Source organism: Bradyrhizobium sp. HKCCYLRH3099 (assembly GCF_051167855.1).
Taxonomy (GTDB): domain Bacteria; phylum Pseudomonadota; class Alphaproteobacteria; order Rhizobiales; family Xanthobacteraceae; genus Bradyrhizobium.
This window is the reverse complement of record NZ_JBNPTW010000001.1, coordinates 560,794-574,563: the sequence shown is the minus strand read 5'-3', so window position 1 is coordinate 574,563 and position 13,770 is coordinate 560,794. Positions and strand designations below refer to the sequence as shown.

At 66.4% G+C, this 13,770-nt stretch carries 10 protein-coding genes; 4 read left to right on the top strand and 6 right to left on the bottom strand.

Annotated elements, in window-relative coordinates; translation table 11 throughout:
* The first annotated feature begins 99 nt into the window (after window positions 1-99).
* The gene (locus tag ACQR1Y_RS02740) at window positions 100-729 is read left to right on the top strand and encodes a hypothetical protein (RefSeq protein WP_434875508.1); all 630 of its coding nucleotides are present in this window, start codon (window positions 100-102) and stop codon (window positions 727-729) included.
* A 103-nt stretch (window positions 730-832) separates the two neighbouring features.
* Here ACQR1Y_RS02740 and ACQR1Y_RS02735 read toward each other — a convergent pair whose 3' ends face one another.
* A complete protein-coding gene (locus tag ACQR1Y_RS02735; protein ID WP_434894294.1) occupies window positions 833-3,640 on the bottom strand; it encodes an autotransporter outer membrane beta-barrel domain-containing protein in 2,808 nt (935 codons plus the stop codon).
* Window positions 3,641-4,095: 455 nt separating this feature from the next.
* The gene (locus ACQR1Y_RS02730) at window positions 4,096-5,118 is read right to left on the bottom strand and encodes a methionine synthase (protein WP_434858567.1); all 1,023 of its coding nucleotides are present in this window, start codon (window positions 5,116-5,118) and stop codon (window positions 4,096-4,098) included.
* A 139-nt stretch (window positions 5,119-5,257) separates the two neighbouring features.
* Here ACQR1Y_RS02730 and ACQR1Y_RS02725 point away from each other — a divergent pair, with 139 nt between their 5' ends.
* The 3 genes from ACQR1Y_RS02725 (at window position 5,258) to ACQR1Y_RS02715 (ending at window position 7,769) form a co-directional block, all read left to right on the top strand.
* Window positions 5,258-5,962 carry a glutathione binding-like protein gene (locus ACQR1Y_RS02725; RefSeq protein WP_434875510.1) on the top strand — a complete coding sequence of 235 codons (705 nt, stop codon included), beginning with the start codon at window positions 5,258-5,260 and terminating at the stop codon, window positions 5,960-5,962.
* 227 nt (window positions 5,963-6,189) lie between these two features.
* Window positions 6,190-6,792 (top strand): 2-hydroxychromene-2-carboxylate isomerase, encoded by a 603-nt coding sequence (locus tag ACQR1Y_RS02720; protein ID WP_434875511.1) that lies wholly within the window; start codon window positions 6,190-6,192, stop codon window positions 6,790-6,792.
* On the top strand, window positions 6,792-7,769 hold the full coding sequence (locus ACQR1Y_RS02715) for an NADPH:quinone oxidoreductase family protein (RefSeq protein ID WP_434875512.1): 978 nt from the start codon (window positions 6,792-6,794) through the stop codon (window positions 7,767-7,769). The genes ACQR1Y_RS02720 and ACQR1Y_RS02715 overlap by 1 nt, the downstream gene beginning before the upstream one ends.
* A gap of 261 nt (window positions 7,770-8,030) precedes the next feature.
* On the opposite strand, the gene ACQR1Y_RS02710 is transcribed toward ACQR1Y_RS02715, so the two are convergent.
* The 4 genes from ACQR1Y_RS02710 to ACQR1Y_RS02695 all read right to left on the bottom strand — a co-directional run bounded on the left by ACQR1Y_RS02710 (window position 8,031) and on the right by ACQR1Y_RS02695 (window position 13,506).
* Entirely contained in the window at window positions 8,031-8,921 is an 891-nt protein-coding gene (locus tag ACQR1Y_RS02710; RefSeq protein WP_434875513.1) for a crotonase/enoyl-CoA hydratase family protein, read from the bottom strand.
* 416 nt (window positions 8,922-9,337) lie between these two features.
* The gene (locus ACQR1Y_RS02705; RefSeq protein ID WP_434875514.1) at window positions 9,338-10,753 is read right to left on the bottom strand and encodes an amidase; all 1,416 of its coding nucleotides are present in this window, start codon (window positions 10,751-10,753) and stop codon (window positions 9,338-9,340) included.
* Window positions 10,754-10,819: 66 nt separating this feature from the next.
* On the bottom strand, window positions 10,820-11,983 hold the full coding sequence (locus ACQR1Y_RS02700; protein WP_434875515.1) for a M20 aminoacylase family protein: 1,164 nt from the start codon (window positions 11,981-11,983) through the stop codon (window positions 10,820-10,822).
* Between the two features lie 23 nt (window positions 11,984-12,006).
* On the bottom strand, window positions 12,007-13,506 hold the full coding sequence (locus ACQR1Y_RS02695; RefSeq protein WP_434875516.1) for a M81 family metallopeptidase: 1,500 nt from the start codon (window positions 13,504-13,506) through the stop codon (window positions 12,007-12,009).
* Window positions 13,507-13,770 lie beyond the last annotated feature (264 nt).

Sequence of the window (13,770 nt, the reverse complement as noted above, 5' to 3'; positions counted from 1 at the left end):
CCGAAGGGCGACGGCGGAAGCCATCTAGAGCTGTGGACGGGACTCTGGATTGCCTCGTCGCTTCGTTCCTCGCAATGACGGCTGATGCGGAGTGCCGCCATGCCGCTGCAGAACCGCGTCACCCCGACCGGCGAGATCGTCGCCACGCCGCATCGCGGGCTGTTCACCGGCAATCGCGGCATCATTCATGATCCCGCGACCAGGACGCTGCTGAACAAGCGCTGGTCGAGCCCGGCCTGGCTGGTCTGCCTGTGCGAGTTCCGCGGCAAGCGCCGCGAGGTCATGGCGAGACGGAGCTGGACCGAGCTGTTCTTCCTCGACGAGGCCACCGCGCTCGCCGCCGGCCACCGTCCCTGCTTCTATTGCCGCCGCGACGATGCCGAACGCTTTCGCGCCGCGTGGGAGACGGGCAACGGCGTCAGCGCTATCCGTGCGTCCGAGATCGACAAGGTGTTGCATCGCGAGCGGCTGGATCGCAGTCGCAAGCGCTTGCATCCGCTGCCGCTGTCGATGGATCAACTGCCTGATGGCGCGATGGTGCAGGCGGCTGAAGAGAGTTTCGTCATTCTGCGGGGCAGGGCGCTGCCATGGTCATTCGCGGGCTACGGGGCTATGCGCGACGATATCGTCGCGCCGCTGTTGCTGACGCCCCCGTCGACGCTGCGCGCGCTCCGGGCCGGCTATCGACCCGTGCTGCACCCGAGTGCGCAGCCGCCCCAGCCCGGATGAGCACAGCGATATCCGGCGTCTCACGCGCCGCTGTGTCGAACCCGCATGTCGCTTTCGCTCATGCGGGCTACGGCATCGTGATGACCTTACGCACAGGCACCCATCACCACGAATAGCGCACCACCGCCTTGCCGCCATAGCTGCGGGTGACGTTGGAGAACTCGCCCTCGAACGTTCCTGCGGCCGACCAGCCATTGGTCCACTTCATTTCCGCCGACGCCGAGGTCAGCGCGGAATCGCTGGCTTGCCGCGCGCCATTGACGACGAAGGCAGCACCCGGAAGCGCCTGGAAGGTCGCTGCGATCGAGCGGTCCGGGTTGAAGTCGTGCGCCCAGGCGAAACGGCCGCGCAGTGTGAAGATGCCGTCCGACAGCGCGAAGGATTTGTCGGTGCGCAGACCGAGTTCGCTGCGCGTCGCCGTGATGTTCCTGGCGCCGTAGGCAAGCGCGAAGGTGTTGTTGCCGACGACCGCCCGCTCGCCGTAGCCCGGCAGGGCGAAGGTGGTGAACTGAGCGGCCGCGTAGGGCGTGATGCCCACGGTCGTCCAGGGGGTGAGGAAGCGATGGCCGCCCTCGATCCGGCCTGAATAGGTGTTGGCGTTGAAGTTGGCGCGCAGCTGATCGATGCCCGCGACCGTCACGGTCCGGTTCGTGGTGATATCCTGCCAGCCATAGGCCAGCGCGCCGGTGATATAGCCCGCGCCGATATTGTGCCGCACGAAGCCGCCGGCCTGGAACAGATCGGACCGGCCCCCGCCGCCATTGAAGACGTTGAAGTTCGTGCCGCCGCCCGCCATTGCGAAGCCCGCGACAGTGTAGGGCGAGAAGCGATAGTCGGCGCCGACCGCGGTCGCGTAGAGATTGCTGGTGGCGGTGTTGGAGCCGAGCGCGGCGTTGCCGTCGGTGGTCTGGGCTCCGCCGAACGCGGCCGCCCATACGCTCCAGCCGGCCCTCGCCATCACTGCGGGAGGGGCCTTGGTGTAGATCGCCGCCAGCGCATCGCTCGGATTGCGCTTCTGCGCATAGGCGAGCTCCTGTCCGGCATAGGCCGTCGGACCGGTCGGCGGCGTCGACGGCTCGCCGCGGCCGCCGACGAAGGGATCGGTCATGACGCCCATGAACTGCGTCATCGCATTGAAGGTCGCCTGCTGGCTGCCAGTGGCGGTCTCGCCCGAGATCTGCGTCAGGCCGGCGGGCGTCAGCCCGGTGAAGGCGATGGGGATGCTGCCGTTCGTGTTGAAGTAGTTGCCGAGCGCCCGGTTGACGTTGGTCTGGTTGATGTTCCCGCTCAGCACGGGAGCGAGATCGAGATTGAGGAAGGCGTTATTGGCGTCATAGCTCAAGGATGACGTGAAGCCCGCCGGCGCGCTTGTCGCCGTCACGCCGCTGAAGGTGCCGCTGACGCCGCCCGTCGCGGTCAGGATCGTGTATTTCTTCGCGACATAGGTTCCGGCGGCGTAGACCGCATTGACCGTGGCGCCGTTGAGGGTTGCGATGCCGGTCACGCTGGCGCGCGAGGCGGTGGTCGGATCGACCTGGACCAGGTAGATCGCGCCCGACTGGAAGGCGAGATTGCCGCTGACCGTCATCGTGCTGGCCGGCGTGCCGTTGCCGGGAGCGAAGGTGCCGCCGGCATTGATCTGGGTGCCCCTGACGGTGCCGACACCCGCCAGCGTGCCGCCGGAATTGACCGAGGTCAGGGCCGAATTCGCCGCTGTGCCGTTCACCTCCAGCGTTCCGCCATTCACGACGGTGTTGCCGGTGTAGGTGTTGGCGGCCGTCAGCACCAGCTTGCCGCTGCCGGTCTTGACGAGGGCGGTGTTGATGCCGCCGGTGGTCAGGCCGGTGCCGGCGATGGTGTTGGCATAGGTGAGGGTGCCGCTGGATACCGCGATATTGGCGGTGACGCCGCTGATGAAGATGCCAGACCCCTGCGCGGCGCCGGCCGCTGCTGAAAATCCGTTGATGGCGCTGGGTCCGATGCCGATGCCTGGGGTGCCGGCAGCACCACCGGTGACGGTATTGCCCGAGATCGGCGAGTCGAGAATCGTGAGCGTGCCGCCGGTGGCGACGTAGATGGCGCCGCCATTGCCGGCGCCGCCGTTGCCGCCGGCGCCGCCGTCGGAGCCGGGTCCAGGACCGCCCGCGCCGCTGGCGTTGGTGGCGCCGTCGCCGCCGGTGCCGCCGTTGCCACCATTGGCATTGCCGGTGCCGCCGGGATTGTTGTTGGTGTAGGTGGTGCTGTTGGTGGTGCCGGAGCCGCCGCCGCCACCGCCGCCGTCACCGACCGAGGGGCCTGCGGTACCGGCCGTGCCCTGCCCACCGGCATGTCCGCCGATGCCGCCCGCGCCACCGCCGCCGCTGGCGCCACCATTGTTCGCCGCACCACCGGTGCCGCCATTGCCACCATTCACCGGGTCGGCCGCCGCGTTCTGCGCGCTGCCGCCATTGCCACCGGCGCCGCCGGTGGCGCTGTTGCTGGTGAAGGTCACTGCGGCAATCGTGACATTGGCGCCGCTGCCGACGAACAGGCCGCCGCCGGCCCCGAGGCCGCCACCACCGCCGCCGCCGGAGCCGTAGGCCAGACCGCCGCTGTAGTAGCCGTTCTGACCGTTGGTGCCGTTGCCGCCGATCGCCGCCATGTTGGTGATCGACAGGCTGGAGATGTTCACGGTCGGCGCATTGGCGCCATTGACGACGATGCCCTGAAACGACGAGGCGCCGTTGATAGTCTGGCCGTTGCCGGTGATGTTCACCGTGACGTTGGCGTTGGCGGCCTGCAGCTGCGCCAGCGAGCTCGACAGTGTGAAGCCGCTGATGATGTTGATGGTCACCGTCGAGTTGGCGCCGGCGGCTGCGACCGCAGCGACCGCCGTGTTCCAGTCGGCCTGATTGGCGACGTCAATCGCCATCGCCTGGGTACTCAGCATCGTTCCCGCGAGGAGGATCGACATGGCCAGAAAGCGACGCGCCTTTGACTTCGGCGCAGCAAACATCGTTCTCGCAAAGCAAGCCATCTCAGTCCCCAGCAATGAAGGCAAGTGTCAGACTCGAACTAATTTAGGCGGCAGAAATTTCACGCCAAACTTGTGTTCCGAAATGAAATGTCGGGACGCATCTTGTCAAGAACAGCAAAGACACACCCGGAAACGAATGATGTTCCATAGGTGCTAAAATACCCTGGGGCCGATTGAACTGTGGACCGGCGTGTGCGGCGGATGCCGGCGGCAGCGCGCACGGCATTCTGATGCGGACGAGGTGATGGCCGCAACGCATCGTAGGATGCGCAAGCGATGCCGTGTCTCGCATCGCTTCCGCGTCATTATCGCACGTGAGGTCGCAGGTGGCCTGCGGATCGGTGATTCCCTTACGCGAACCGCTGCCGCGCCAGCTTCGCGCCGGTGCCGAGCGCCATCAGCTTCGCCTCTGCGACTTCGCGCCGCATCGGGGCCATGCCGCAATTGGTGGTCGCGATGATGTTCTCTTTCGGCACCACCTTCATGACGTCCTCGAGTGTCTTGCAGACGTCTTCGGCGGTCTCGATCTCGTCGCTGGCGACATCGATGACGCCCGCCTGGACGATCTTGTTCTTGAGCAGGCCGAGCAGCTCGATCGGCACCTTCGAATTGCGGCATTCGACCGCGACCTGCTGAATGCTGCTGGCGTCGATGACCGGGAAGGTCTCCTCATATTGCCGCCACTCGCTGCCGAGCGTTTCCTTCCAGTCGGTGTTGGCCTTGATGCCGTAGCCGTAGCAGATGTGGACCGCGGTCGGGCACGTCAGGCCTTCGGCGGCGCGCTCCAGCGCCTTGATGCCCCAGTCGCGCACCTCGTCCATGTAGACGTTGAAGGCGGGCTCATCGAACTGGATCATGTCGATGCCGTCGTCGTGCAGCGCCTTGGCCTCCTGGTTCAACAGCTCGGCGAAGGCGAACGCCATCTTGACGCGGTCGCCATAGTAGTTGTCGGCGATGGTGTCGATGATCGTCATCGGCCCGGGCAGCGTGAACTTCACGGCGCGCGTGGTGTGCGTGCGCGCGATCCGCGCCTCGTCGCCATGGACGCGGCCCTTCAGCGACAGCGGCGCCACGACCTGCGGCACCATCGCCTTGTAGCGGTCCTTGCGGATGCCCATCTCGACCTTGTGCGCGAAGTCGATGCCCTCGACGCGCTCGAGAAAGCCGTGCACGAAATGCTGCCGCGACTGCTCGCCCTCGGTGAGGATGTCGATGCCGGAATCCTCCTGCAGCTTCAGCGCCAGGATGGTGGCATCGCGCTTGGCGCGCGCGAGCTCGTCGCCCTTCGACTTCCACGGCGCCCACAGCACGTTCGGCTCGGCCAGCCACTCCGGCTTCGGCAGCGAGCCCGCGATGGTCGATGCAAACAGCATGGTCGTATTCTCCGGCGTAGGGGCAGTCAGGCTTGAGCGCCTGTCTGCCATGGCTTACCCTTCCCGTACAGAAGAACGAAGCCGCGTCATGCGTTCCGCAGCGCGGCATAATGGGTCGGGGACGAAGCTCGGGGAAGGAATGATCGACCTCTATTATGCGCCGACGCCGAACGGCTGGAAGATCTCGATCATGCTCGAGGAACTCGGGCTGCCTTATACGGTCATTCCCGTCGACATCCGGGCCGGCGACCAGTTCAAGCCGGAGTTCCTCGCGATCAGCCCGAATAACCGCATTCCCGCGATCGTCGATCGCGCGCCGGCTGACGGAGACGAGCCTTTCTCGGTGTTCGAGACCGGCGCGATCCTGATCTACCTCGCCGACAAGACCGGGCGCTTTCTGCCGCAGGAGATTCGGGCGCGTTCGCGCGTGATCCAATGGGTGATGTGGCAGATGGCGGGTCTCGGGCCGATGATGGGGCAGCATGGCCATTTCGCGCTGTATGCGGCGGAGAAGATCCCTTACGCGATCCAGCGCTACCGCGACGAGGTCGCGCGTCTCTTCCACGTGCTCGACGTCCAGCTCGGCAAGACCGGCGCCCACGTCGCCGGCGACGACTACACCATCGCCGATATGGCCTGCTTTCCCTGGATCATGACGCACAAGGCGCAGGGTTTCACGCTCGATGACTATCCGAACATCAAGCGCTGGTACGCGAGCTTGCGCGCGCGGCCGAAGCTGCAGGCGGGGCTCGCGATCGGCAAGTTCGTGAAGGAGCCGTTCAACGACGAGACGCGCCACGTGATGTTCGGCGCGCGGGCGAAGGAGATGACGGGGAGATCGTGAGCGGACTCCACGGCGTCGCGAGGAGAGTGGTGGCAAACTGTCCAGACTGTGCCTCGTAGCCCCTGGATTGCTTCGTCGCTTCGCTCCTCGCAATGACGGAGAGAGTAGGGACGCCAGCTCTCTCCGCCGTCATTGCGAGCGGAGCGAAGCAATCCAGGGGCCGCAACGTACGGTCGGGATGGCGACGCGATGTGGTCGATGACGAATAGAAACCTTGAGGAAACACGATGATCGAATTCTTCTTCGACTGCTCCAGCCCCTGGACCTATCTCGCCTTCCACAACATCCAGCCGCTGGCAAAGGAGTTCGACGTCGACATCGTCTGGCGCCCCATTCTGGTCGGCGGCATCTTCAACACTGTCAATCCCAGCGTCTATGCGCAGCGTGAGAAGCCGGTGCCGGCCAAGGCGGCCTATATGCTGAAGGACCTGAACGACTGGTCGCGCTCGGCCGGGCTCAAGATCAAGATGCCGCCTTCGGTGTTTCCGGTGAACAGCGTCAAGGCGATGCGCGGCTGCATCTGGCTCGGCCAGGACATGGTGCCGTTCGCGCGGGCCGTGTTCGAGATCTATTGGGGCGAGGATCAGGACATTTCGCAGGATGCGGTGCTGACCGAAGTGTGCCGGCGTGTCGGCGTCGATGCCAAGGCATTGTTCGACGGTATCGCGCAGCAGGGCATCAAGGATCAGCTGCGCATCAACACCGAAGAGGTCGTCAAGCGCGGCGGCTTCGGCTCGCCGACCATTTTTGTTGACGTCAACGACATGTATTTCGGCAACGACCGGCTGCCGCTGATCCGCGAAGCGCTGGCGAAGCGGAACGCGGCCTGATGCCGCGCGCGATCGTCTGCCGCGAACTCGGGCCGCCGGAAAAGCTCAAGCTCGAGGAACTGCCGTCGCGCACGCTTGGTGAGGGCGAGGTGAGGGTGAAGATCCGCGCCGCCGGCATCAACTTCCCGGACATTCTGATGGCGGCCGGCGAGTATCAGTTGAAGCCGGAGCTGCCGTTCACGCCCGGCGTGGAAGCGGCGGGCGCCGTCATGGAGCTCGGGCCCGATGTCAACGGCTACGCCGTCGGCGACCGCGTCATCGTGCGCATGCGCTTCGGCGCCTATGCCGAGGAGGCGGTCGTCGCGTCGAGCCAGCTCACGCCGCTGCCGTCAGCCTTCGACGATGCGGAGGGCGCGACCTATCTGGCCGGCCACGGCACCGCGCATCACGCGCTGGTCGATCGCGGCCAGCTCAAGCCGGGCGAGACGCTGCTGGTGCATGGCGCCGGCGGCGGCGTTGGCCTCGCCGCCGTCGAGCTCGGCAAGCTGCTGGGCGCCACCGTGATCGCGGCGGCGTCATCGGAGGAGAAGCTCGCGGTGGCCCGTGCGCGCGGTGCCGATCATCTTGTGTTGTATCCGCGCGAGCCGTTCCGCGATGCGGTCAAGCGGATCACCGAAGGCCGCGGCGTCGATGTGGTGTTCGATCCGGTCGGCGGCGAGGTGTTCGAGAACAGCGTCCGCTGCATCGCCTGGGGCGCACGGCTGCTGGTGATCGGCTTCACCGGCGGCATCGGCCTGGCGCGGACTAATTTGATCCTGATGAAAGGCGCCAGCGTGCTCGGCGTCCGCGCGGGCGAGGCCGTGCGGAAAGATCCCGCGCTCGGCGAGCGTCGCATGGCCGCGCTGCTGGACCTCGCGGAGCAGGGAAAGCTGCGGCCGAACGTGTCGCACCGGGTGCCATTCGAGGATTATGCCGCGGCGATGCGGCTGCTGATCGATCGCAAAGCGATCGGCCGCGTGGCGCTGGTGATGGAGTGAAGGGAGGCTGCACAGCCTGGCCGGCACCGCGCAAATGAATGCACACTCTCTCGTTTGTCATTCCGGGGCGCGCGTAGCGCGCGCCCGGAATCCATAGCCACAGGTCGTCATGTGAGGCGAGATTTCCGTGGCGCGGTCTTCGACAAACCCTCCGTTCGGGGATATGGATTCCGGGCTCATTCGCGCGCGAAATAGCGAAGCCATTTCGCTCGCGAATGCCCCGGAATGACGTGGGAGAGAGGCGGGCTCACCCTCGCAGACCTACTTGTACTCCCGCTCGTCCCACCACGGGAAATAGTCCGGCATGTCGGCCGTCACCGTATTCTTGAACTGCGCCGGGCGCTTCTCCAGGAACGACACCACGCCTTCCTTGACGTCGTCGGAACGACCGCGTGCGTAGATGCCGCGGCTGTCGACCTTGTGCGCCTCCATCGGATCATCGGCGCCCATCATGCGCCACATCATCTGGCGGATCAGCGCGACCGACACCGGCGCGGTCTTGTCCGCGATCTCGCGCGCCAGCGCGCGTGCGGTGGGCAGCAACTCGTCCGGCGGCACGACCTTGCTGACGAGACGGCCGGCCAGCGCCTCCTGGGCCGGGAAGACGCGGCCGGTGTAGCACCATTCCAGCGCCTGCGAGATGCCGACGATGCGCGGCAGGAACCAGCTCGATGCCGCCTCCGGCACGATGCCGCGCTGGGAGAACACGAAGCCGAACCGCGCCGCTTCCGAGGCGATGCGGATGTCCATTGCGAGCTGCATGGTGACGCCGATGCCGACGGCAGGACCGTTCACCGCGGCGATGACCGGCTTCAGCGACTTGAAGATGCGCAGCGTGACCTGGCCGCCGCCGTCGCGCACCTGCGGATCGGAGTAGTCGACGCTGCCGTCGGCATGCCGCTTCACCGGCCCGCGCTTGGCATCGCGGTCGAACGTGTCGGCGCCGGAGGAGAGATCGGCGCCGGCGCAGAACGCGCGGCCCGACCCGGTGACGATGATCGCCCTGACACCATCGTCCTTGTCGGCGCGGTCGAAGGCGTCGATCAGCTCTTCCATCATCGTGCCGGTGAAGGCGTTCAGCTTCTCCGGCCGGTTCAAGGTGATGGTGAGGATCTTGTCGGCGACGTCATAGAGGATGGTCTGGTAGGCCATGAGCGTTTCCTGATGTTGTTGTCGTGGCGTTTGTTAGTTGGTTGCTCGTGCCACAATCTCCGCCGTCATTCCGGGATGCGCCCTATTGGGCGCTGGCCCGGAACCCATAACCACGATCGTGAGTATGGATTCCGGGCTCGTGCTTCGCACGCCCCGGAATGACGACGAAATTGAGATCGGCGATGGGGATACAGTAGTTCAGCGCGCGGCCAACGCAAAGTGTGCATGACATTCCGCAGGGCGGGCAAAAACAATGCGCGCAGCATTGCTCTCCCGGCAAGCGATGCAGCAGTGATCGGGTCTACGCTCTCTCCCGCGTCATTGCGAGCGCAAGCGAAGCAATCCAGAGTCGTGGGCGGGACTCTGGATTGCTTCGCTTCGCTCGCAATGACGGAGGAGGAGGCAGTGGATAGGCTTCACTTGACCTTCGGCCACGGCCGCTGCTCGCCACGCAATCCTTCGAACGTCTTGGCCATGCCGAGCACGCCGACATCGTCGAAGCGGCGGCCGACGATTTGCAGGCCGATCGGGAAGCCGTGGTCATCGTACCCGGCATTCACAGAGATCGCCGGGTTCTCCGACATGTTCCATGGCACGGTGTAGGTGATGTGCTCGAACGGCTTCTCGGGGTCGTTGACCGGCGAGGCGAATTCGGCCGGGAATTTCACGCCCGGCGAGACCGGCGAGATGATGTAGTCGAATTCGGTGAACAGTTTTGCGGCGGCTGCGCGCAGCGCCATCGTGACGTTGAAGCCCCTGACGACCTCGACGCCGGACAGGTCAGCACCGCGCTCGGCCCATTGGAGGATGTAGGGCAGGGTCTTCGCGCGCACTTCCGGCGCGAGCCGGGCGAGATCGTCCCACAGCCGCGCGCGCCAGAAATTGTCGAGGCCATCGAGCATCTCGCGGGTGAGAAAGCCCTTGGTCTCGGTCACGACCGCGCCGGCCTCCTCGAACGCTTTGGCCGCCGCCAGCGTCGTCGCGCGCACCGGCTCTTCCAGCGCTTGGCCGACGCCGCCGAGATCGAGCATCAGCCCGATGCGCAGCTTGCGCACCGGTTTCTCCGCGACCTTCCAGTGCAGGTCGGACGGCGGCAGCGCCGTGCCGTCGCGGCGGTCGGGTTTCGACAGCACGCTCATCATCAGCGCGGCATCGTCGACGATGCGCGTCATCGGGCCGGCGACGCGGCCGACATAGGGGGGATCGATCGGTACGCGGCCGAAGCTCGGCTTGAGGCCGACCAGGCCGCACCACGACGCCGGCAGCCGGATCGAGCCGCCGATGTCGGTCCCGACATGCAGTGGGCCATAGCCGGCAGCGGCCGCGGCGCCCGCACCGGCGCTGGAGCCGCCGGGGTTCATGCGCAGATCCCACGGATTGCGCGTCAGCGGGTGGAAGCTCGACAGGCCCGACGACAGCATGCCGTAGTCGGGCATCGTGGTCTTGGCGAAGATGATCGCGCCGGCTTCGCGCAACCGCGCCACCGGCGGCGCGTCGGCCGCGAGCGGCGCCCGCGCGACGCTGGCCGCGCCGAGCGGCATCGGCTGGCCCTTGGTCGCGATGTTGTCTTTCACCGTCGCCGGCACGCCGTCGAGCACGCCGGCCGGCTCGTCATTGGCCCAGCGTTCCGTCGAGGCCTTCGCCGCGGCGCGCGCCGCGTCGACGTCGAGCAGATACAGCGCCTTGATCTCAGGCTCCCATGCCGCGACATGCGCCAGCACGTCGTCCATCACTTCGGATGGCGAGAACTGGCGCGCGCGGTAGCCGGCGATCAGGTCGACGGCGGAGAGATCGTGCAACGAGGTGACGTCGTCTGAAACGGGCTTGTGCATGCTGGTCCTCCGTCGCCGAAGTTCGTCTCAATTCCGAGCCCGCTCATTGACATACGTCAGGCGGCGCTAGGCCGCCGCCAGACGGGTCTCGATGATCCGGGCGAACATGCTGGCGCCGATCGGCAGGATCTTGTCGTCGAGCACGTAGCCGGGATTGTGCACCGGCACCGAGCCGTCATGGCCGACCCAGAAATAGGCGCCCGGGATGGTCTGCAGCATGTCCGCGAAATCCTCGCTGCCCATCTTCGGCGTCGAGCGCGTCAGCACCTTGGACGGCTCGACGACGGTGCGCGCGACCTCCTCGACGACCTTCGACTGCTCTTCCTGGTTGACCAGGACGCTGAACGTGTCGCGGATGTCGACGTCGATCTCGCAATTGAACGCCGCCGCCATGCCGGCGCAGATGGCGCGCATGCGCTCGCGCACCAGCGCCCGGACATTGTCGGAGAAGGCGCGGACGGTGCCACACAGCCAGGCATCGCCGGGAATGACGTTGTAGGCCGATCCGGCATGGATCTGGGTGATCGAGACCACGGCGGCCTGCAGCGGTTCGACGTTGCGGCTCACGATGGTCTGGATCGCCTGCGCGACGCTGGTCGCGATCACCACCGCGTCCTTGGAGCGCTCGGGCATCGCGCCATGGGCGCCGTAGCCGGAGATGCGGATGTCGAAGAAGTCGGCGCCGGCCATGGCGGGGCCGGGCAGGATCGCGATCTCGCCATGCTCCAAGTCCGGCGCGTTGTGCAGGCCGTAGAGCTCGTCGCAGGGGAACTTCTGGAACAGGCCGTCCTTGATCATCGCGCGCGCGCCGCCGAGGCCTTCCTCGGCCGGCTGGAAGATGAAATGCACGGTGCCGTCGAAGTTGCGCGTCTCGGCGAGATAGCGCGCGGTGCCGAGCAGCATCGTGGTATGGCCATCATGACCGCAGCCGTGGAAGCGGCCGGGAATGGTCGAGCGCCAGGGCAGGTTGGTGTTCTCCTCCATCGGCAGCGCATCCATGTCGGCGCGCAGGCCGATTTTTTTGGTGCCGTCGCCCTTGCCCTTGAGCACGCCGATCACGCCGGTGCCGCCGAGGCCGCGATGCACCTCGATGCCCCATTGCGCGAGCTTCTCGGCGACGATGCCGGAGGTGCGCGTCTCCTCGAAGCCGATTTCGGGATGCGCGTGCAGGTCGCGGCGGATGGCGGTGAGTTCGTCGGCGTAGCCTTGGATGCGATCGATCGTGGGCATGGGTGTGTTTCCGTTGATGAGGTTTAAGCGTTGAACGCCGGGCCGTTCGGCTTGAGGCGAATGCCCGGACGCAGGCGCGCCCAGGGCAGGGTGGAGGGATCGGCGGGCATCGCGCCGGGCGCGGCGCAGATCAGGAGCTGCTCTGCGATCGGTTCGAAATCGGCGCGGAAATGCACCGAGCTCTTGTTGACCAGGATCGCCTGCTCGGTCGGCTCGATGCCGACGAAGCGATACATCTCCTGGTCGGCGAGCTGGGACTTGTGCGAGGCCACGACCACGCGGACGTCGCCGATGCGCAAGCAGGCGGAGGGTCCCATCTCCATCTTGCGGCCGCCATAGAACGGGCCGGGCGCGATGAAGCGGCCGTCGGAGATCTTTTCGACGATGAAACTCTCCTCGAACGGCGCATCGCCGGGAATGCCGCTCTTGCCGCCCAGCGACAGCGTGATGGTCGCGCCTTCGCCGGCGGCATGCGCGGCGAGCGCGGCTTGCGGATCGTAGATCATGCCGATCGCCGCGCGGCTGGCGCGGTTGCGCACCAGCGCGCGGAGCATGCCGGTGGTGTCGGAATCGCCGCCGGCTCCGGGATTGTCCTGGGTATCGGCGATCACGATCGGCCGCGTCGCATTCTTCGCCAGCATCATGGCATGGCGGACGCCGTCATCGGGGGTGTAGATGCGGCCGTCGAAATCATCCTCGTGGCCGGTGACAATGGCCGCGATCGCATCTGCGGCGGCGTCCGCATCGGCCTGCGTGCGGCCATAGGCGAACACGCTGGGGCCGCAATGCACGAAGTCGGCGGCCGGGAAGCCCGGCGCGAAGGACAGCGTCGGCACGGCCTCGCTCTGCAGCGCGGCGAGCTTCTCGTAGATGCCTTTGGTCGGTTGGTCGTTGGTGCACTGCCAGCTGATCGGGATCAGGAACGGCAGCTGCCGGAACGCCTTCGCCAGCGGCTGCTTGGTCCGCAGCAGCAGCGTCAGATGCTCGGCGCAGGCGCGGCCGGTGTCGGCCATGTCGGTGTGCGGATATTTGCGATAGGCGATCAGCGCGTCCGCATGCGCCATCATCTCGGGCGTGACGTTGGCGTGCAGATCGAGGCTCGCCACCAGCGGCACATCGGGGCCGATCGCCTGGCGCACGCGCGCGAGGATCTCGCCTTCGCCGTCGTCGAAATGCTCCGGCACCATCGCGCCGTGCAGGTCGAGATAGACGCCGTCGAGCGGCAGGGCCGCCTTGATGCGGTCGACCATCACGGTCGTGATGCGCTCGAACGCATCCTTGGTGACATGGGCCGAGGGGCTTGCCGCGCAGGCGATGGTCGGCACGATCTCCCAGCCGTTGGCTTCCGCAACCGCGATGAAGCCCGACTGGCCGGCATTGATGCCGCGCATCGTCGTCATGACGCTCGCTGCGTCAGCGATGGAGGCGCGGCCGCCGCCATGCATGAAGTCGTCGTAATCCGCTTTCGTCGGTGCGAAGGTGTTGGTTTCGTGCAGAAAGCCGCCGATCGCGACGCGCGTCATTACTTCGCCTCTGGCCGTGACATGGAGTGGCGACGTTAGACTGTGCCCTGCGGCCCGCGCAAGCGACGGAGCGATGCCGTTTTGCATGTGGGCCACGATGGCGGCGCGCCGATCTGGCCCAGCTATCTCCGCGCGTCATTCCGGGGCATCGCGCAGCGATGAGCCCGGAATCCATAACCACGAGCAGGAGTTGCGAAGCACGCGCGTCGGCCAGCCGACATCCCTACACCCGCCTGTGGGTATGGATTCCGGGCTCATGCTGCG

Coding starts and splice junctions, on each gene's coding strand:
- ACQR1Y_RS02740 (WP_434875508.1), top strand. CDS start 100: ATGCCGCTGCAGAACCGCGTCACCCCGACCGGCGAGATCGTCGCCACG.
- ACQR1Y_RS02735 (WP_434894294.1), bottom strand. CDS start 3,640: ATGGCGATTGACGTCGCCAATCAGGCCGACTGGAACACGGCGGTCGCT.
- ACQR1Y_RS02730 (WP_434858567.1), bottom strand. CDS start 5,118: ATGCTGTTTGCATCGACCATCGCGGGCTCGCTGCCGAAGCCGGAGTGG.
- ACQR1Y_RS02725 (WP_434875510.1), top strand. CDS start 5,258: ATGATCGACCTCTATTATGCGCCGACGCCGAACGGCTGGAAGATCTCG.
- ACQR1Y_RS02720 (WP_434875511.1), top strand. CDS start 6,190: ATGATCGAATTCTTCTTCGACTGCTCCAGCCCCTGGACCTATCTCGCC.
- ACQR1Y_RS02715 (WP_434875512.1), top strand. CDS start 6,792: ATGCCGCGCGCGATCGTCTGCCGCGAACTCGGGCCGCCGGAAAAGCTC.
- ACQR1Y_RS02710 (WP_434875513.1), bottom strand. CDS start 8,921: ATGGCCTACCAGACCATCCTCTATGACGTCGCCGACAAGATCCTCACC.
- ACQR1Y_RS02705 (WP_434875514.1), bottom strand. CDS start 10,753: ATGCACAAGCCCGTTTCAGACGACGTCACCTCGTTGCACGATCTCTCC.
- ACQR1Y_RS02700 (WP_434875515.1), bottom strand. CDS start 11,983: ATGCCCACGATCGATCGCATCCAAGGCTACGCCGACGAACTCACCGCC.
- ACQR1Y_RS02695 (WP_434875516.1), bottom strand. CDS start 13,506: ATGACGCGCGTCGCGATCGGCGGCTTTCTGCACGAAACCAACACCTTC.